The 16,829-nt window shown below is 59.2% G+C and carries 17 protein-coding genes and 1 tRNA gene; 8 read left to right on the forward strand and 10 right to left on the reverse strand.

What is annotated here, in order from left to right; genetic code table 11:
* Window positions 1-5: 5 nt before the first annotated feature.
* The 5 genes from ttcA to rpmH form a co-directional block, all read right to left on the reverse strand.
* Complete coding sequence (ttcA, locus tag FIU92_RS01790) at window positions 6-899, reverse strand: tRNA 2-thiocytidine(32) synthetase TtcA (protein ID WP_152456926.1); 894 nt, start codon at window positions 897-899, stop codon at window positions 6-8.
* 43 nt (window positions 900-942) lie between these two features.
* Window positions 943-2,559, reverse strand: a complete 1,617-nt coding sequence (locus FIU92_RS01795; protein ID WP_152456927.1) for an acyl-CoA dehydrogenase family protein — start codon at window positions 2,557-2,559, stop codon at window positions 943-945.
* A gap of 67 nt (window positions 2,560-2,626) precedes the next feature.
* Window positions 2,627-2,872 (reverse strand): membrane protein insertion efficiency factor YidD, encoded by a 246-nt coding sequence (gene yidD, locus FIU92_RS01800; protein ID WP_152456928.1) that lies wholly within the window; start codon window positions 2,870-2,872, stop codon window positions 2,627-2,629.
* Window positions 2,869-3,294: a ribonuclease P protein component gene (gene rnpA, locus FIU92_RS01805; protein ID WP_152456929.1), complete on the reverse strand. Its 426-nt coding sequence runs from the start codon at window positions 3,292-3,294 to the stop codon at window positions 2,869-2,871. Before rnpA ends, yidD begins: the two co-directional genes overlap by 4 nt.
* A gap of 25 nt (window positions 3,295-3,319) precedes the next feature.
* A complete protein-coding gene (rpmH, locus tag FIU92_RS01810) occupies window positions 3,320-3,454 on the reverse strand; it encodes a 50S ribosomal protein L34 (RefSeq protein WP_005980833.1) in 135 nt (44 codons plus the stop codon).
* Between the two features lie 295 nt (window positions 3,455-3,749).
* On the opposite strand from rpmH, the gene FIU92_RS01815 reads away from it, so the two are divergent.
* The 4 genes from FIU92_RS01815 (at window position 3,750) to FIU92_RS01830 (ending at window position 7,445) form a co-directional block, all read left to right on the forward strand.
* Window positions 3,750-4,481 carry a TVP38/TMEM64 family protein gene (locus FIU92_RS01815; RefSeq protein ID WP_152456930.1) on the forward strand — a complete coding sequence of 244 codons (732 nt, stop codon included), beginning with the start codon at window positions 3,750-3,752 and terminating at the stop codon, window positions 4,479-4,481.
* 3 nt (window positions 4,482-4,484) lie between these two features.
* Window positions 4,485-5,903, forward strand: a complete 1,419-nt coding sequence (locus FIU92_RS01820) for an NAD(P)/FAD-dependent oxidoreductase (protein WP_152456931.1) — start codon at window positions 4,485-4,487, stop codon at window positions 5,901-5,903.
* A gap of 18 nt (window positions 5,904-5,921) precedes the next feature.
* Window positions 5,922-7,304 carry a sensor histidine kinase gene (locus tag FIU92_RS01825; RefSeq protein ID WP_152456932.1) on the forward strand — a complete coding sequence of 461 codons (1,383 nt, stop codon included), beginning with the start codon at window positions 5,922-5,924 and terminating at the stop codon, window positions 7,302-7,304.
* Between the two features lie 64 nt (window positions 7,305-7,368).
* Window positions 7,369-7,445, forward strand: a tRNA-Arg gene (locus FIU92_RS01830).
* A gap of 350 nt (window positions 7,446-7,795) precedes the next feature.
* On the opposite strand, the gene FIU92_RS01835 is transcribed toward FIU92_RS01830, so the two are convergent.
* The 3 genes from FIU92_RS01835 to FIU92_RS01845 are packed head-to-tail and all read right to left on the reverse strand — an operon-like array spanning window position 7,796 to window position 10,094.
* Window positions 7,796-9,466 (reverse strand): recombinase family protein, encoded by a 1,671-nt coding sequence (locus FIU92_RS01835; RefSeq protein WP_152456933.1) that lies wholly within the window; start codon window positions 9,464-9,466, stop codon window positions 7,796-7,798.
* Window positions 9,463-9,867: a DUF2924 domain-containing protein gene (locus FIU92_RS01840; RefSeq protein WP_152456934.1), complete on the reverse strand. Its 405-nt coding sequence runs from the start codon at window positions 9,865-9,867 to the stop codon at window positions 9,463-9,465. Before FIU92_RS01840 ends, FIU92_RS01835 begins: the two co-directional genes overlap by 4 nt.
* The gene (locus FIU92_RS01845) at window positions 9,864-10,094 is read right to left on the reverse strand and encodes a DUF3489 domain-containing protein (protein ID WP_152456935.1); all 231 of its coding nucleotides are present in this window, start codon (window positions 10,092-10,094) and stop codon (window positions 9,864-9,866) included. Before FIU92_RS01845 ends, FIU92_RS01840 begins: the two co-directional genes overlap by 4 nt.
* A gap of 460 nt (window positions 10,095-10,554) precedes the next feature.
* On the opposite strand from FIU92_RS01845, the gene FIU92_RS01850 reads away from it, so the two are divergent.
* From FIU92_RS01850 to terL, 3 genes are read left to right on the forward strand one after another with little or no spacing between them, the layout of a single operon-like run.
* Window positions 10,555-11,943 (forward strand): DNA methyltransferase, encoded by a 1,389-nt coding sequence (locus tag FIU92_RS01850; RefSeq protein ID WP_254705340.1) that lies wholly within the window; start codon window positions 10,555-10,557, stop codon window positions 11,941-11,943.
* On the forward strand, window positions 11,936-12,412 hold the full coding sequence (locus FIU92_RS22680) for a DUF5681 domain-containing protein (protein ID WP_172978451.1): 477 nt from the start codon (window positions 11,936-11,938) through the stop codon (window positions 12,410-12,412). Before FIU92_RS01850 ends, FIU92_RS22680 begins: the two co-directional genes overlap by 8 nt.
* Complete coding sequence (gene terL / locus FIU92_RS01855) at window positions 12,399-13,880, forward strand: phage terminase large subunit (RefSeq protein WP_172978452.1); 1,482 nt, start codon at window positions 12,399-12,401, stop codon at window positions 13,878-13,880. The genes FIU92_RS22680 and terL overlap by 14 nt, the downstream gene beginning before the upstream one ends.
* A gap of 212 nt (window positions 13,881-14,092) precedes the next feature.
* On the opposite strand, the gene FIU92_RS22980 is transcribed toward terL, so the two are convergent.
* Both FIU92_RS22980 and FIU92_RS01865 read right to left on the reverse strand, forming a co-directional pair.
* A complete protein-coding gene (locus tag FIU92_RS22980; protein ID WP_254705341.1) occupies window positions 14,093-14,614 on the reverse strand; it encodes a hypothetical protein in 522 nt (173 codons plus the stop codon).
* 103 nt (window positions 14,615-14,717) lie between these two features.
* Window positions 14,718-15,215 carry a very short patch repair endonuclease gene (locus FIU92_RS01865; RefSeq protein WP_152456937.1) on the reverse strand — a complete coding sequence of 166 codons (498 nt, stop codon included), beginning with the start codon at window positions 15,213-15,215 and terminating at the stop codon, window positions 14,718-14,720.
* A gap of 67 nt (window positions 15,216-15,282) precedes the next feature.
* Here FIU92_RS01865 and FIU92_RS01870 point away from each other — a divergent pair, with 67 nt between their 5' ends.
* A complete protein-coding gene (locus FIU92_RS01870) occupies window positions 15,283-16,815 on the forward strand; it encodes a DNA cytosine methyltransferase (RefSeq protein WP_172978453.1) in 1,533 nt (510 codons plus the stop codon).
* Window positions 16,816-16,829 lie beyond the last annotated feature (14 nt).

Genomic DNA, 16,829 nt, shown 5'->3' on the forward strand with positions numbered 1-16,829 from the left:
AGTCGTTAACGCAGAAGCGGTATTTCTTCCAAATTTTCCGCTTTTTCGTCAGAGTTTACGGAAAGATTAACAAAATCAAAGAGTTTTGCATCCAAAAGGTGCGACGGGCGCGCATTTGTTAACGCGCGGAACATAACCTGCCGCCGGCCCGGACTGTTCTTTTCCCATTGATCGAGAATCTGTTTGACCTGCTGCCGTTGCAACCCGTCCTGACTGCCGCACAAATCGCAGGGGATGATCGGATATTGCATGGCCTTGGCAAATTTCTCGCAGTCGGCTTCGGCGACGTGGGCAAGCGGGCGGAAGACAAAAAGATCTCCCTCTTCATTCACCAGTTTCGGTGGCATGGTGGCCAGACGGCCTCCGTGGAAGAGGTTCATGAAAAACGTTTCGAGAATATCGTCGCGGTGGTGGCCCAGCACGACGGCGGAACAGCCTTCTTCCCGGGCAATGCGATACAGGTTGCCGCGGCGAAGTCGCGAGCACAGGGCGCAATATGTTCGGCCCTGCGGGACCTTGTCCATCACAACAGAGTACGTGTCCTGGTACTCGATCCTGTGTGGCACACCCATGCGGTCCAGAAACTCTGGCAGGACCGTTGCCGGAAATCCGGGTTGTCCCTGATCCAGATTGCAAGCCAGAAGATCGACGGGCAGCAATCCGCGCCATTTGAGTTCGTAGAGGACGGCCAGCAGCGTATAACTGTCCTTGCCGCCCGACAGGCAGACAAGCCAACGCGGCGGTGTGCCGGTCTTGTCATGGGCGGAGGGGTCCACCATCCCGTATTGCTCGATCGCTTCGCGGGTCTGGCGCACGATGCGTTTGCGCAGTTTCTTGAACTCGGTGGTCGAGGGCGCGCCAGCAAAGAGCGGGTGGATATCGTCTGCATCATCAAACATGCGCTGCCCCTACAGCAGATGGCGCAACCGGGCAAGTGGCGGGTCAGCCAAGCCGCGCCAGCAGGGCGCCGGTATCCAACCCGGCTACTGCTCCGGGAATGCGGCCGCTATCGCCTGAAAGACGTGTGGCAACAAAGCCGTCAGCCACAGCGCCGGGCGCATGGCGCAGCAATTGCGAGGCCGTCAGCAGCAGTGCCGTACGTTCAGCGTACCAGCGCGCTTCGGCCTCGGGCGGCGGACCGGGCCAGCGGCTGCGATGCGCGGTCAGAGCTGCGTCATAACTTCTGTCCGTGCCTCTCACCGCATCCAACTCGGCCCCCAGAACCTCGGCGGCCAGCGGCTCACGCGTCAGGGTGCGCAGGATATCGAGGCAGATCACATTGCCTGACCCCTCCCAGATGCTGTTCAGGGGCGCTTCACGGTAGATCAGGGGCAAGGGCGTGTCTTCGACGTACCCCATGCCGCCCAGCACTTCCATCGCTTCGACGACGACGACCGGGCAGCGCTTGTTGTTCAGGAACTTGGCCAATGCGACGCCGATCCGGGCAAAGGCCTTGTCTTCGGGTGTCTGGCCGTCAAATGCCTGCGCCACACGCATTCCCAGAGTCACTGCGCCTTCCCAGTCCAGAACAAGGTCGGACAGGACCGCTTGCATCAGCGGTTGATCAATCAATCGGCGCTGAAATGCGCTGCGGTGTTCCACCCAATGATGCGCTGCGCTGAGCGCGGCACGCATCAGCCCGGCCGGTGCCATGGCTGTATCAAGCCGCGTGTGGTGCACCATTTCCAGTATGGTGCGTATGCCCGCGCCTTCTTCGCCCAACTGATAGGCCAGCGCGTCATGATACTCGATTTCCGAGGATGCGTTGGATTTGTTGCCCAGCTTGTCCTTCAGACGCATCAGTTGGATCGCATTGCGTTCGCCCTCGAGCCAGCGGGGCGCCAGAAAACAGGTCAACCCGCCGGGCGCCTGCGCCAGTGTCAGGAACCCATCCGACATTGGCGCGGAACAGAACCACTTGTGCCCGCGCAAGCGCCAGTGATCCCCGTCGCGTGCCGCAATGGTCGTATTGGCGCGTATGTCCGAACCGCCCTGTTTCTCGGTCATCGCCATCCCTAGCGTCGCGCTGGTCTTTTGACCGATCGGTTCCTTCGAAGGATCATAGTGGCGGGCCATGAGTTTTGGCTGCCAGAGCGAGGCAATGTGTTCATTGGCGGCCAGTGCAGGGATTGCTGCATAGGTCATGGTCATCGGGCAGCAATGCCCGGGTTCGACCTGTCCGGCCAAATAGACCATCGCCGCATGGGTCGCGTGCCCTCCGGGCTGTCTATCCCAGGCCAGTGCGGCATAGCCCGCCGATTGGCTGATCTGCATCATCTGATGATAGGCCGGGTGAAAGCGCACCTCGTCCAGGCGTCTGCCGCCGGGATCGAACAGCCGCAGCTCTGGCGGATGCCGGTTGGCTTCCCGACCCAGTTCCCGCGTTTCTTCGGTTCCGAGTGTTTTGCCATATGCCGCCAGTTCCAAGGCGCGCGCGCCCGCTGTCTTTGCTGCGTCTTGCAGGACCGGATCGGACAGCCAAAGATCGATGCCGCCGCGCGCGGGCGGTTGGTTCAGGACATCGTGGGTTGGCAGGGTATCGCGCGCTGGGGATTTCATCGGGACCTCGGGTTGGACTGGTCCAACTGTTCAGGCGCGGCACTTGCCGGTCAAGTCTGACGAGGGGTCAGGACGAAGGGTCGTTATGCTTGTCGTCAGGTACCGGATCGTATCCGTCGCCGCCCCAAGGGTGGCAACGGCAGATCCGATGAGCGGCCAGGTAGGATCCTTTGACCGCCCCGTGTTTCTCCAGCGCCTCAAGCGCATAGGCGGAACAGGTGGGTTGGTAGCGACAGTTGAAACCGACCCATGGGCTGAAGATCAGCCGATACGCCCGAACAGGCAGGGCGACGATATGGGACAGGAAGGTCATTCTTCGGCCGCATGCACCTTGCGGAGCGCATAGCGCAGGTCGTCCAACAATGCGTCATAGGGGCGGTTGGCGGTAACTTCGGCACGGCCGATCAGAACGTAATCCCACCCGTCGCGGCCGGCTTCGGGCAACACGGCCCGTGCGGCTTCGCGCAGACGGCGCTTGGCGCGGTTGCGGGCCACGGCATTGCCCACTTTTTTCGAGCAAGTGAAGCCCACGCGAATCCCGACGCCCTCGCCGGGCGCGCGCTTGCGGGCCTGAACCATCATCGAAGACGTGCCTTGTCGGCGGGCACGCGCCGCTTTCAGAAAGTCGGACCGCTTCTTGAGAACGGTCAGGGGTGCAGATGCACAAACGGACGCCGCCGGGGGCTTGTTCCCGGGGTGGTTCCTACCAACCTCAGGGGCCTCCGGCGGCGTCATGTTCATAACCTGATCGGTGAGCGGTTTACGCGCTCAGCGATTTGCGGCCGCGTGCGCGGCGTGCATTCAGGATCTTGCGGCCGGCCTTAGTGGCCATGCGCGCGCGGAAACCGTGGCGGCGTTTGCGAACCAGGTTCGAAGGCTGATAGGTGCGTTTCATCGCTCCGTCTCCAATCTATGCGGTCGGGTGCGGCGCGGATTCGCCTGCCCGTGGTGTTCGAAGCCCGTCCTCTACTGCCAAGCGGGGGGTAAGTCAAACCCCAACGGCCAGGTTTTCGCAGCTTTTGCAACAATTCTGTAACCGGCAACGGCAAAAGGTTTCAAAATACCCGTTTATCGCCGAAATCCCTCACATTCGGTGCCACACAGATCAAGGCCCCGTGATCCCCCTGTTGCCGGCCCGTCAGTCAGCGCATCTTGGGCATAAGATGAAGCACAAAGAACCGGAAAATCTGATGTCCGACACAAGCCAGGCGCCGCGCAATGGTTTCGCGCGCCACATTCCGTTGCTTGTAATCCTGAGCGTTGCCGTTGTCGGCTTTTTCACACTTGGGGATTACCTGACTTTCGAGACCTTGCGGGACAATCGCGAGGCGCTTCTGGCGTGGCGGGACGGTCACTATTGGATCATGGCAGCCGCTTTTGTCGCCATTTACATCGTCATTGTGGCCTTTTCACTTCCCGGTGCCGCGGTGGCTTCGATGACGGGCGGTTTTCTTTTCGGTCTTTTTGCGGGAACCGTTTTCAATGTCGTGTCCGCCACCATCGGTGCGTCGGCGATCTTTCTGGCGGCGCGCTGGGGCTTGGGCGAAGCCCTGACGTCGCGCTTGGAATCATCAGAAGGCACGGTCAGGAAACTGAAGGACGGTCTGCGGGAAAACGAAATCTCGGTGTTGTTTCTGCTGCGTCTGGTGCCGGTGGTGCCGTTCTTTGTTGCCAATCTCGTGCCGGCTTTGGTCGGTGTGAAGTTCCGCAATTTTCTTTTGACGACCGCGCTGGGCATCATTCCCGGAGGTATCGTGTACACGTGGATCGGGGTCGGTCTGGGCGGTGTATTCGACCGTGGGGAAACGCCTGATGTTTCGTTGCTGTGGGAACCGTTCGTGATCGGGCCGATTATCGGGTTGTGTATATTGGCCGCCTTGCCCATCGTTTTCAAAGCACTGCGCGCGAAAAGAGGCACCTGAACCATGAAAGAGTTGAAAACCGATCTCCTGGTCATTGGCGCCGGGTCCGGAGGATTGTCCGTCGCCGCGGGTGCCAGCCAGATGGGTGCGGATGTTGTCCTGCTGGAAGGGCACAAGATGGGTGGGGATTGCCTGAATTTCGGCTGTGTCCCGTCGAAGGCGCTGATCGCAAGTGGCAAAGCGGCCCACGCTCAGGCGCATTCCGTTCGTTTTGGCGTCGCTGATACAATCCCTCAGGTCGACTACGCCGCAGTAAAGGATCATGTTCATGATGTGATCGCGCAGATCGAACCGATGGACAGTCAGCAGCGGTTCGAAGCCTTCGGCGTGAAGGTCATCCGCGAATACGGCACGTTCATATCCCCTGAAAAGGTGCAGGCCGGGGATCATGTCATCTGTGCACGTCGCATCGTCATCGCGACCGGTTCATCACCGCTGGTGCCGCCGATTCCGGGGTTGGACACGGTGCCCTATTATACGAACGAAACCATCTTTGACTTGAGAGAGCGGCCAGATCACCTGCTGATCATCGGGGGCGGACCGATCGGGATGGAGATGGCGCAGGCCCATATACGCCTCGGCAGCAAGGTGACGGTCGTCGAAGGGCTCAAAGCCTTGGGCAAAGACGATCCCGAGGCTGCCTCCGTGGTGCTGGATACCCTGCGCAGTGAAGGCGTGGACATCCGGGAAAACGCCATGATCGCGCAGGTGCGCGGAACAGAGGGCGCTGTGGAGGTCGTTGCCGAAAACGGTGAAACTCACCGGGGCTCTCATCTTTTGATCGCCGTCGGTCGCAAAGCCAATATCGAGCGTCTGAATCTGGAGGCAGCCGGAATTGAACGCACGAGAACCGGCATCATGACGGATGACGCGCTGCGCACGACCAATCGCCGCGTCTATGCGATCGGAGATGTGGCCGGTGGCCTGCAATTCACCCATGTTGCAGGGTATCATGCAGGTGTCATCATTCGTTCGGCCCTGTTCGGTCTGCCGTCCAGGGCGAAAACGGAACATATTCCTTGGGCCACCTATACGGACCCGGAGCTGGCCCAGATCGGACTGACCGAAGCTCAGGCCCGCGAGGCGCATGGAGAAAAGCTCGAAATCGCCCGTTTTGACTATCACCACAATGACCGGGCGATTGCCGAGCGCAAAACCAAAGGCTTCGTCAAGGTCATGGTCGTGAAAGGCCGACCCGTCGGCGCCACAATCGTCGGGCATCAGGCGGGTGAGTTGATCAACTTGTGGTCGTTGGCTTTGGCCAATAACCTGAAGATGGGGCAGATCGCCGCCATGGTTTCACCCTATCCGACGATCGGAGAGCTTAACAAACGGGTGGCGGGAGCCTATTTCTCGCCAAGGCTGTTTGAGAATCAGACAGTTAAACGAGTGGTCAGGTTCGTCCAGCGCTGGATTACCTAACCTGAGGAGGGGCGCAAATTGAACTCGCTGTCGGGCCGATTTCTGATCCTGACGACGGTCTTCGTCATGTTGGCCGAGGTTCTGATCTTTGTCCCGTCGATCGCCCGATTCCGCGAGGACTTTCTGCTGAACAGGCTCGAACGCGCGCAGATCGCCTCGCTGGCTTTGCTGGCGGACGACATGCTTGCCGAAGATCTCGAGGCGGAACTGCTGGCAAACGCAGGCGTCTACAATGTCGTATTGCGACGGGATGAGGTTCGGCAACTGATGTTGTCGTCGCCGATTCCCGATCCAATCGCCGACACGTTCGATTTGCGGGATGCAAGCCCATGGGTTTTGATCCGGGATGCGCTCAGCCGCTTTCTCAAGCCCGAAAACGAAGTCATCCGGGTCATCGGAGAACCGGTAAAGGGGGCAGGCCTTCTGATCGAAGTCACTATGGACAGCATGCCGTTGCGAACGGCGATGATTGACTACGGGTTGCGTATTCTCGGTCTCTCCTTTGTGATCTCCATCATCACGGCGTTTTTTCTGTTTCTCGCCGTGCGCGTCGTACTTGTGCGGCCCATCAAAAGCGTCGTCGGCTACATGCAGCGCTATGCCAGTGCGCCAGAGGACGCGCGTGGCGTAATCACACCGAATTCGAAGGTAACGGAGCTGCGCGAGGCCGAGGAGGCGCTGAAGATGCTGCAAACGGACCTGACCCAGGCGCTCAAACAGCGGGAAAGGCTGGCGCAGCTTGGGGGGGCCGTCGCCAAGGTCAGCCATGACTTGCGCAATATCCTGACGTCGGCGCAGCTGTTTACCGATCGGATCGAGGCCAGCGATGATCCGCTGGTGCGGCGGATGGCGCCGAAACTGGTGAATTCCATCACCCGGGCTGTGTCTCTTTGTGAAAGCACATTGGCCTTTGGACGCGCGGAAGAGCCCGCGCCCACTCTGACTATGGTTCCGATCCGCGCAATCGCGGCGGATGTCGCGGCCAGCGAACAACTCGCCGTCGCTGATGCCTGCGTCGAGATCGTGAACGAAGTGCCGGACACCCTTGTGGCCCGTGCCGACCCCGAACAATTATACCGCGTCATCATGAACCTCGTGCGCAACGCAAGACAGGCGCTGGTTGCCTCCGGAAAACCTGGCCGGGTTACCATTGCGGGTTGTGAAAACGATGACACTTGGTGCATCGAAATCCGCGACACAGGGCCGGGTCTTCCCCCCAAGGCGCGCGAAAACCTGTTCACGCCTTTCCAGGGCGGGGTCCGAAAGGGTGGCTCGGGTCTGGGGCTGGCAATCTCGCAAGAGCTGGTGCGCGGCCATGGCGGGGATCTGGTTTTGAAAGAGACCGGACCCGAGGGAACAGTCTTTGAAATCAGCCTTCCGCGCGGGGACATGACTTTTTGATTTTTTTTTGAAGAATCGGCTTGCACGTCTCGGGCAGCAGGTCTAAACACCGCCTCACCAACGCGGACCGATAGCTCAGCTGGATAGAGTACTTGACTACGAATCAAGGGGTCGGGGGTTCGAATCCTCCTCGGTCCGCCACCCACCCTTGTCTCATTCTGACAGTTCCGTTTTGCGTGGATTTCCCACGTGAATTCCGCGCCTTGCGCGGGTGCCTTTCGACCTGAGACGGACCGTGCAGTCCCATCCCGCGCCATTATCCCCGACAGTCTCAGTTGCCTGAATAAGCCGGTCCGGTTTCCCTGATAACAGCCAATTTACAGGGAATTTCTGTGACTTATACAGGTTCTGAGTGATTTATGCCGTGATTACGGCAGTAATATCAGTGAGTTGTGGAGAAATTCCCTAAGCCGCGGAACAGGGAATTTAATCTGACGAACAGGGAATTTGCAGGAGCCTAACAGGGAAGCTGACTCGCTGAGCAGGGAAGCTTAGAAATTCGAGCCGAATAGCCGGTCTTGGTGAGTCCAGTCGAGCGGGATGTTGCTACGCACGAGGGCTTCCAAATTCAGTTCCGCGGGCTGCGTGCCCTCGAGGATCGCGCCCTGAAGCCTGGGCGAGAGCGAGATTAGGGATGTGATGCGCCGGACGTAGCGCTCCGAGTGTCCGATGCGCTGGGCAAGGTTTTTCAGTGGTTCGCCGGACTTTAGTGCATCCGCCCAGATATGCGCATTGCGCAGAGCGCGGATCAGGGTTTGGTCAGGCTCGGGTCTGCTGTCACCGGCCACGATCCTCATCTCAACGCCGCGGCGTTTGCAGGTGAGGGGCGCGGTGAACGTGCATAGCCTCGCGCTGAGCGACGCGGCACTACCGTCAATGGCCTCGGCAACCGCCGAGGGGTCGAGTTCAACAGCCAGAGTGCACTGCTCCAGTCTCACGGCGCGGATGAGCGGGACTGCATGTTTGCAGCCTTCGGCGTCGAGCCGGGCCGCGAGTTTGAGAACGGCTGTCGCGTCGGTGTCAGATCGGGCAACATCACAGGCGCGCAGGACATCGTGCCGGCGGGCGTGATCACGGAGATGCGCGGTGATCGCTTTGATTACGGCGGTCTCGAACGTCGCCGCCGGCAGCCGCCACCCTGTCGGATCCGCGCCGCCCGAGATCAGGCGGTTGGACACATAGTACCTTTGCCGCTTGCCGTGTCGATTGGTGTGGGTGGGCGTCAGGATGTCCCCAGTCTCATCCCGCACCTTGCCTTTCAGCGGCGCATCGGACGAGGCCGGCTGTGTTGTTGATCCCCCGCGCCGTCGCGTGCTGGCGGATTGAAGGTGTTGCTGTACACTGTCCCAAAGCGCCTGATCAATGATCGCCGGATGCTGACCGTCAAAGGTCTGATCCTTGTGACGGATCCGTCCGAGGTAGACCGGGTTCGTGAGCAGATGGTAAATTTGCCCCCGGCTGAAGGACATGCCGCCCTGCGTGCGCCCAGTGGAAAACACATGCCGCTTCGAGCGTATTCCCAGAGCCTCGGCCTCACGCACAACCGCATTCAAACAGTGATGGGTCTCGTAGAGACGGAAGATCCGACGAACTGTCTCAGCTTCTTCTACGTTCACGACCAATTCGCGGCGGGTTTTGTCGGGGTGCGGATCATATCCCAGCGGCGGGATGCCTCCCATCCAAAGGCCTTTCTTCTTGGAGGCCGCGATCTTGTCCCGGATGCGCTCCGCTGTGACTTCGCGTTCAAACTGGGCAAAAGACAACAGCACGTTCAGAGTCAGGCGTCCCATCGACGAGGAGGTGTTGAAAGCCTGCGTCACGGAAACGAACGAACAGTCCGCCTTCTCCAGCCGCTCGACCAGCTTGGCGAAGTCGGCCAGCGAGCGTGTGAGCCGATCGATCTTGTAGACCACCACCATGTCGATGCGTCCAGAGTCGATGTCAGCCATGAGCTGCTGCAGAGCCGGGCGGTCCAGCGTGCCGCCGGAGATGCCGCCGTCGTCATACCGCGTCGGCAGCATCTTCCAGCCCTCGTGTTTCTGGCTTGCGACATAGGCCGCGCAGGCCTCGTGCTGTGCGTCCAGCGAGTTGAAGTCCTGATCCAATCCTTCTTCGGTAGACTTGCGGGTGTAGATGGCACAGCGGATCTTGGCTTTACTCATGACTTTGTCACCCCCGTCAGGCCAAAGAACCGCGGCCCCGACCAATGTGCGCCGGTGATCTCGCGGGCGATCTTCGACAGCGAGCGGTATTTTACATCTTTCCAGAGGAACCCGTCGTCGGTCACATCGACAACATGCGTTACACCATTCCACTCGCGCAGAAGGCGCCCGCCGGGTTGCAGTACCCGGCTCTGTGGTCGGACCGCATGATCCGGCGCCTTCTGCAGCGCGGCCTTTGTCTTCTTTGACAGGCCGCCCATCCGCCGTGTCTGGATCTCCACCGCGAGAAAGCGGCGCATCAGGGCCTTGCTCAAACCTTTGGGCACCGGGGTGCGGAAGACCTCTGACCAGGCGGTGACAAGCGCCGCCCGGTCCATGGCTTCGATCTCCGCGACCGTCACGACGCCACCTCTGTCGCGGCGACGATGCGATACACCGGTTTGCCGGTTTTGCTGTCAGCCGCGCTGCGTTCGATCGCGTGCCCGGCTTTGCGCAGCCCGGTCAGTGCAGCTCGCACCGAGTGGGCTTGCCAGCCTGTCGCCTTGCACAAGGCATCAATGGTTGCGCCGGATGGGCGTTGCAGCATCGCTTGTACCTTGGCGATCTTGGTTTGTCTGGGTTTGGTCATGTCCGTCTCCTCTGTGATGGCACCCGCGAATTACGGGCCCGGTACCGAGGAGCGCCCGAAACGGCTTCGGGCGTGAGGACATTGATGCGTGCTTCGCAGCACTAGTCCAGTCGTTTCTGGCTGAGTGGCAAATTGTCTTGAGAACAGTGCGGCGTGCCGTGTTACCGTTTATTCGTCAACAAAACCATAAGGTTAATAGTGCGTTAGCATCCGTGAAGGGTTGCGTGACGTGTCGTGATGCGCTATGTAGGAATTGTCCTTCCCAACGAAGGGCTTGACTGTCCCCGCAGGCAGCACTCATTCGGTCCGGAAAAAACCTGACCAGCAGAGAGCATTCGAAGGGGCAACTTAACCGGATCGTTTGGTCCGGGGAGTTGCTTTGTGTGCTCTCTCCGAATGTCCACCGCGATCCTTTCCGATGCAGCGCGCAAGAGACGCGCCGACCTGAAAGGAGGGCAAAATGCCCACGCAATCGAATACAACACCCGAAACCCGGCGCAACAGGCCTGTCTGGATGACCGGGAAAGTTGATCAGACGCCAATCTCCGATCTCAAACCCTATCCAACCAATGTCCGGTCTCACTCTGAAAAGAGTCTTGGCCGCCTCGCGGACTCCATCTCCGAGTTCGGTTTTGTTGTTCCCGTTGTCATTGACAATGATAACACGGTTATCACAGGCCACGGGCGGATAGAGGCTGCAAAACGCCTCAAGCTCTCTACTATCCCTACAATCTGCGCTGATCACCTGACACCAGCGCAGGTGAAGGCCTACCGGATAGCGGACAACAGGTTAGCGGAGCTCTCTGACTGGAACGAAGACGCCTTGCGGATCGAACTCGGTGAGTTGATGGATCTGAGCCTCGCGGGAGATCTCGACTTCAGCCTCGACATCACAGGCTTCGAGATCCCGGAGATCGACATCATTATCGGTAGCGTCGATGATGACACGACTGAGGCGGCCGAGACAGTTGAAGACCCGGATCCCGCGAAACCCGTTGTCACGCGGCCCGGCGATCTCTGGCAGCTTCGGGATCATCTCATTTTGTGCGGCGACTCTCTGCGGGCTCAAAGCTACGAGTCACTGTTGAACGGTGAACCGTGCCGTATGATCTTCACGGATCCGCCGTACAATGTGCCGGTTAATGGTCATGTGCGCAGTGGCAATGGCGGCGATCATCGCGAGTTTGCGATGGCCTCCGGTGAAATGTCAGACGCCGAGTTCCGCACGTTTCTATCGGATGTAATGGTGCGCTTGATTGAGCAGTTGGTAGATGGCGGGATTGCTATGGTCTGCATGGATTGGCGCCACATTGAAGAGCTGATTGCGGCGGGCAAGGCCTGCGGCTTTAAGCTGATCAACCTCTGCATCTGGAACAAGACGAACGGCGGGATGGGCAGTCTCTATCGCTCCAAGCATGAGATGGTGGCCATCTTCAAGAAGGCGGGTGCACCGCATATCAACAATGTTGAACTCGGCAAGCACGGCCGGAACCGGACCAATGTCTGGGAATATGCGGGCGTGAACACCTTCGGGGCAGGGCGGGAGGCAGACCTCGCCGACCACCCGACGGTGAAGCCAACAGCGTTGGTGGTCGACGCTCTGATGGATGTAAGCCATCGCGGTGACATTGTTCTCGATGCCTTTGGTGGTTCCGGCGCAACATTGCTGGCGGCGGAAAAGACCGGTCGTTGCGCTCGGCTCGTCGAGTTGGATCCGGCCTATGTCGATGTCGCCATCCGGCGCTGGCAGGAAATGACCGGCCAGCAGACGGTGCATGCTGCATCGGGCGAGACTTGGGACCAACGCGCGGCTGCGGTCGCAGAGGTGAAAGAGGTGGACCATGTCTGAAGGTCTTGATGATCGTGACTACGACGTAGGCTACGGCAAGCCGCCAAAACGCACGCAGTTCAAAAAGGGCAAGTCAGGTAATCCGAAAGGCCGGCCCAAAGGGGCCAAGGGCGTTAAAGCGAGCCTCAAGCGTGAACTGGAGTCCAAAATAACGATCCAGGAAGGCGGACGCTGTGTGAAAGTCTCAAAAGCCGAGGCCCTCTCCAAGCGAATGATGGCGAGCGCTCTCAAGGGTGACACCGCGGTTTTAATGCAACTTTTGAAGATCGATGCAGATCTCTTTGGGGATGTGCACTTGGAAGCGTCGGAATCGGGAACGGAAACCCCATCGCCCACCGTGGACAAGGTCGACTTTGAGATCCTGCGGGACTTCTTGCTGCAATCGGCGGACGACGATGTCGCCATTGAAGACAGGGAAACCGACGATCGAACCACGGACACGGAGGAGTGGGACGATGACGACCATTGATCCGCAAATGATCGCGCAGGCCTCACAGCAGGTTTGTCGCGATCACTTCTTTGCCTTTGTGTGGAAGGTCTTTGATACGTTGCACAAGGGCGCCGACACGGCGTTTGAGCCGGCCTGGCATATCCGGGCGATGTGTTTTGAGCTCGACAACGTCCGCACTGGCAAAAACCAGCGGTTGGTGATCAACATACCACCGCGGTGCCTGAAGTCGGTGACGGTCGCGGTGGCTTATGTCGCTTTCCTGCTTGGACATAATCCCCACGCCAAGATCATCGTGGCGAGCTACGGTCTCGATCTGGCGCGAAAACACTCTGAGGATTGCCGCAAGGTCATGGCATCCCCCTGGTATCGCGCCATGTTCCCTGAAACGCGTTTGGCGAGGAAGGGGAATACCTCGGAAGAAATCCGGACCACGAAGGGCGGCGGCCGCAAGGCTGTGTCCATCGGCAGTGCGGTGACCGGACATGGGGCCGACTACATCATCATCGATGATCTGCTGAAGGCCGGCGATGCCACTTCCGAAGCAGAGCTGCTCAAGGCCCAGGAGTTTATCGAACAGACGTTGCTTTCCCGTTTCGACCGCCCCGCAGACGGTCGCGTCGTGATGGTTGCGCAGCGCCTGCACGAGATGGACCCGCCTGGATATCTCCTCGACAAGGGTACGTATCGACATCTGAACCTTCCGGCGATCGCCGAAGAGCATGAAGTGGTGCCGGTCGGGGGTGGGCGGCATTATCGGCGCAAGCCCGGCGACCTCTTGTCCCCAACGCGCCTCGATCAGGCCACGCTGGACCGCATGCGCCGCGAGATGGGTTCCGCCACCTTCAACTGTCAGTATCAGCAGAATCCGATTGCGCCGGATGGCTCGCCGCTGCGCTGGGAATGGTTCGGAACCTATGAGACTGTCGAGGACCGGCGCTGGTATCAGTTGGTGGTCCAAAGTTGGGATACTGCTGGGTCGGCGGATCCCACCGCGGCATTCTCGGTTTGCACAACATGGGGTTTTCGAGAACATAGCTGGTACCTGCTCGACGTCTGGCGTGGGCAGTTGGATTATCCCGCACTCAAGGCCAAGGTCCTTGCGCTTGTTGATCGTTGGGACCCGGACCGGGTCTTAATCGAAGATGCGGCGACCGGAAAACCTCTTCTGGACGAGCTATTTAGCCAGGATCGCACAAGGTACCGGAGTATCAAGCCAATTCACGACAAGGAAATCCGGTTCCAGTCCTCGCTTGCCCCGGTTGAAAATGGCAGGGTGTTCTTGCCGAAAGAGGCCCCCTGGTTGCCTGCCTTCAAGAGAGAACTGCAGTCGTTTCCGCGCGGTGGGAAGAACGATCAGGTGGACAGCTTCAGCCAGTTCCTGAATTGGTCAAAGACCGGTGGCGTCTACAGTGCACTTGGCCGCGATCACCCGCTCACCGTCGAGAAACGTGAGCGGAGCCGAGAACGGCAAAGACGGAGACGCTGAATTCTTGCGTCGAGCACGACGAAGCGAACCATCGGTTCGAATCCCGCTTCCTCCGCCACCAACCATTCGCAAACCCGAGATGAGGTCCCTAGCGGGGCCTTTTTTCTTTTTGGTTCAAAGGGGTTTAGCGATTCCATCCGACTTTCGGAGACTGGTCGTTAGGCCGAAATCTGTCTCTGAACGCCCGGCGTCTCTTTCCACCCGCCCTTCAATCAAATCGAGACGCATTCAAAAATAGGCGTATTTTCAGTTAGTTGTCGAGAATGGATCGCGCCGGGGTTGAAGCAGGTGCGATCACTGTCGAAGCGAACGGAGACACCCGAAGGCGGCGTAGTTGTTCGAAACGGTGCGAACGCTTGGAAGAAACCTTTGATTGAGTGCCAAACTCGGGACGCGCCGGAAGCGATACAGTGGAGGCTGACCGCTGAAGTCTCCCGCCCGCAGGTCAGCCGTTTCAACACCTCCGGCGCGAGATAGGCCAGCCGCAATTGACGGCTTACATGGCGCTCAGCTAGCCCCACGGCTTCGGCCAGTTCCTGGATCGTGCTGAACTCGCCAGCTTTCATGCGCCGCCGCCAGCCCCATGCCCGTCCGATGGCGCGCAAAATATGTGGGTCTTGCGTGTGATCGCCACTCGGCCGGTAGTCAGTGGGCGGCAGGATCGTAGGCCGACCGTTCTTCTTGCGAACCTTCAGGGGGATCAGGATGCGGATCGTGGCGTCGGTTTTGGTCATGCTACCGCCTCCACCCTGCGCGGCGCGACCATCTCACGGACGACCCCCGCGATGCCCTCGCGCCTGATGTCCACCTCAAGGTGTTCAGAGGATTCTGGCGTGGCTAGGTGTCAGGAGCTGAACGGACATCCGCTCGAATGACGGAAGATGCCTCATCGTCGCCGATCTGCAGCTGAGGCTCATTCGACCGCAACCACGCTGATAGGAGGTCGGTTGTGACGTTCATCTGATCCGGTTTCCGGAGAGCGCACTCCCACACCGTGGCGATGCGCCACCCGTCTTCCAGAAGCTTATCGCGAACTGCCTCGTCCCGAGCGACATTTGCGGTGAACTTGGCTTGCCAGAACTCCTGGCGGGTCGATGGACTGGTTGTGTAACGACAGCCCTCATGGCGGTGCCAGAAGCAGCCATGCACGAAGACGATTGCGTGATGCTTTGGAAACACGAGGTCAGGTCGCCCGGGCAAATTTTTCGAATGCAGCCGGTAACGGAAGCCGCGGGCATGAAGTGCCCGCCGAAGCACTAGTTCGGGCTTCGTGTCCTTCCCCTTGATCCCGGCCATCATCCGGGATCGGGTCTGTTTGTCGACGATATCGGCCACGTGCACCCTGGTCTTCGATCTGGAACCTGGTATACACCGACTGAATGAAGTTCGTCAGGAGCCTGATTTGCCTTCGACTTTCGGCATCGTTGATCTGTTCGCCGGCCCCGGCGGACTTGGTGAGGGGTTTGCATCCCTTGTCGAGGACGGACATGCGCCGTTCCGGATCGGCATCTCGGTCGAGAAGGAGGCATCGGCCCATCGCACGCTGAGGCTGCGCGCGTTCCTGCGTGAATACAAGGCACGTCAAGGCGCCTTGCCCGATCAGTTCATCGATTTCCATGCAGGGCTTGTCCCCGAGCCGGATTGGTCAGCAGTCGACGCCGAAGCGTGGCAGCTTGCCATTGATGAGGCTCGTGCACTCGAGCTCGGCACTGAAGCAGCTGCGACGGCGATTGACGGTGCCATCGCGAAGCTGCGCAAAAACTATGACGATACAATTCTCATCGGCGGGCCGCCCTGTCAGGCTTATTCCATGGTTGGGCGCGCCCGGGCCAAGGGCAAGATCGGCTATGTACCTGAAGATGATGAGCGGCATTACCTATTCCGAGAGTACATCCGCGTGCTCGAAAGGCTTCGTCCCGCCGCTTTCGTCATGGAAAACGTCAAAGGCATGCTTTCCTCGACTGTTGCAAGTCGGCTTGTCTTCGAGATGCTGATGGAGGACCTGTCCTCACTTGGTACGGGCCAAGATCATCACTACGACTTGCTGTCAGTGCGAGTGGAAGACGGAAAAGCTAGCCTGCAAGAAGCAGTACGACCGTCTGATTTCATTGTGCGTGCTGAAGAATTTGGAGTGCCGCAACGACGTCACAGGGTGATCATCGTCGGTATCCGATCCGATATTGCGGGCAAGGCAACCCGCGCCGAGATTGCCGTCTCGGGTCTGACGCGGACGGTTAGCGACGTCATCGGGACAATGCCCGACGTACGCAGCGGTATTAGCCGTGGTCGTGACGATTCATTGGCGTGGCGAGAAGAAGTTGTCGAAGCGGCGAAATTAATGGCCGACATACACAAGGGGAAAGAGAACGCTCCTCTTCGGCGGGCATTCTCATCCGTTGCCAAGCAAATGAAGTCACGGGCTCCGAACCGTCGAACTGCGTCATGTCTGCCGGATCGTTACGGTAACTCAAACGATGAACTACAGAGCTGGCTTGAGCGGCCAGAGCTAAGTGCTATCACCCAACACGAAACTCGCGGGCACATGGCCGCGGACCTCGGGCGGTATCTCTTCGCCGCTGTATTCGGGTCAGTGCATGGCTACAGCCCGAAGGCTGCCGATTTTCCTCTCGCGCTCAGCCCAGATCATCGGAACTGGCACAGCGGCGTATTCAATGATCGGTTTCGAGTCCAACTTGCCGACGCGGCCGCGACTACGGTAACCAGCCATATTTCGAAGGATGGACATTACTTCATACACCCCGATCCATTCCAGTGCCGCAGCTTGACCGTGCGCGAGGCTGCACGACTACAGACATTCCCTGATGACTACTTATTCATGGGCAATCGAACGCAACAGTATGTGCAGGTTGGTAATGCGGTTCCTCCGTTTCTTGCTGTCCAGATTGCTAGACTCCTAAATGCAATTCTCAACTAGCTTAGGTAATCTTT

This window comes from Ruegeria sp. THAF33 (assembly GCF_009363615.1).
GTDB lineage: Bacteria > Pseudomonadota > Alphaproteobacteria > Rhodobacterales > Rhodobacteraceae > Ruegeria.

What these genes read in the sequence shown, in the direction of transcription:
- yidD (WP_152456928.1), bottom strand. Translation starts at nt 2,872, where the DNA reads ATGACCTTCCTGTCCCATATCGTCGCCCTGCCTGTTCGGGCGTATCGG.
- FIU92_RS22980 (WP_254705341.1), bottom strand. Translation starts at nt 14,614, where the DNA reads ATGACCAAAACCGACGCCACGATCCGCATCCTGATCCCCCTGAAGGTT.
- FIU92_RS01845 (WP_152456935.1), bottom strand. Translation starts at nt 10,094, where the DNA reads ATGACCAAACCCAGACAAACCAAGATCGCCAAGGTACAAGCGATGCTG.
- FIU92_RS01850 (WP_254705340.1), top strand. Translation starts at nt 10,555, where the DNA reads ATGCCCACGCAATCGAATACAACACCCGAAACCCGGCGCAACAGGCCT.
- FIU92_RS01795 (WP_152456927.1), bottom strand. Translation starts at nt 2,559, where the DNA reads ATGAAATCCCCAGCGCGCGATACCCTGCCAACCCACGATGTCCTGAAC.
- ttcA (WP_152456926.1), bottom strand. Translation starts at nt 899, where the DNA reads ATGTTTGATGATGCAGACGATATCCACCCGCTCTTTGCTGGCGCGCCC.
- rnpA (WP_152456929.1), bottom strand. Translation starts at nt 3,294, where the DNA reads ATGACGCCGCCGGAGGCCCCTGAGGTTGGTAGGAACCACCCCGGGAAC.
- terL (WP_172978452.1), top strand. Translation starts at nt 12,399, where the DNA reads ATGACGACCATTGATCCGCAAATGATCGCGCAGGCCTCACAGCAGGTT.
- FIU92_RS01835 (WP_152456933.1), bottom strand. Translation starts at nt 9,466, where the DNA reads ATGAGTAAAGCCAAGATCCGCTGTGCCATCTACACCCGCAAGTCTACC.
- FIU92_RS22680 (WP_172978451.1), top strand. Translation starts at nt 11,936, where the DNA reads ATGTCTGAAGGTCTTGATGATCGTGACTACGACGTAGGCTACGGCAAG.
- FIU92_RS01815 (WP_152456930.1), top strand. Translation starts at nt 3,750, where the DNA reads ATGTCCGACACAAGCCAGGCGCCGCGCAATGGTTTCGCGCGCCACATT.
- FIU92_RS01820 (WP_152456931.1), top strand. Translation starts at nt 4,485, where the DNA reads ATGAAAGAGTTGAAAACCGATCTCCTGGTCATTGGCGCCGGGTCCGGA.
- rpmH (WP_005980833.1), bottom strand. Translation starts at nt 3,454, where the DNA reads ATGAAACGCACCTATCAGCCTTCGAACCTGGTTCGCAAACGCCGCCAC.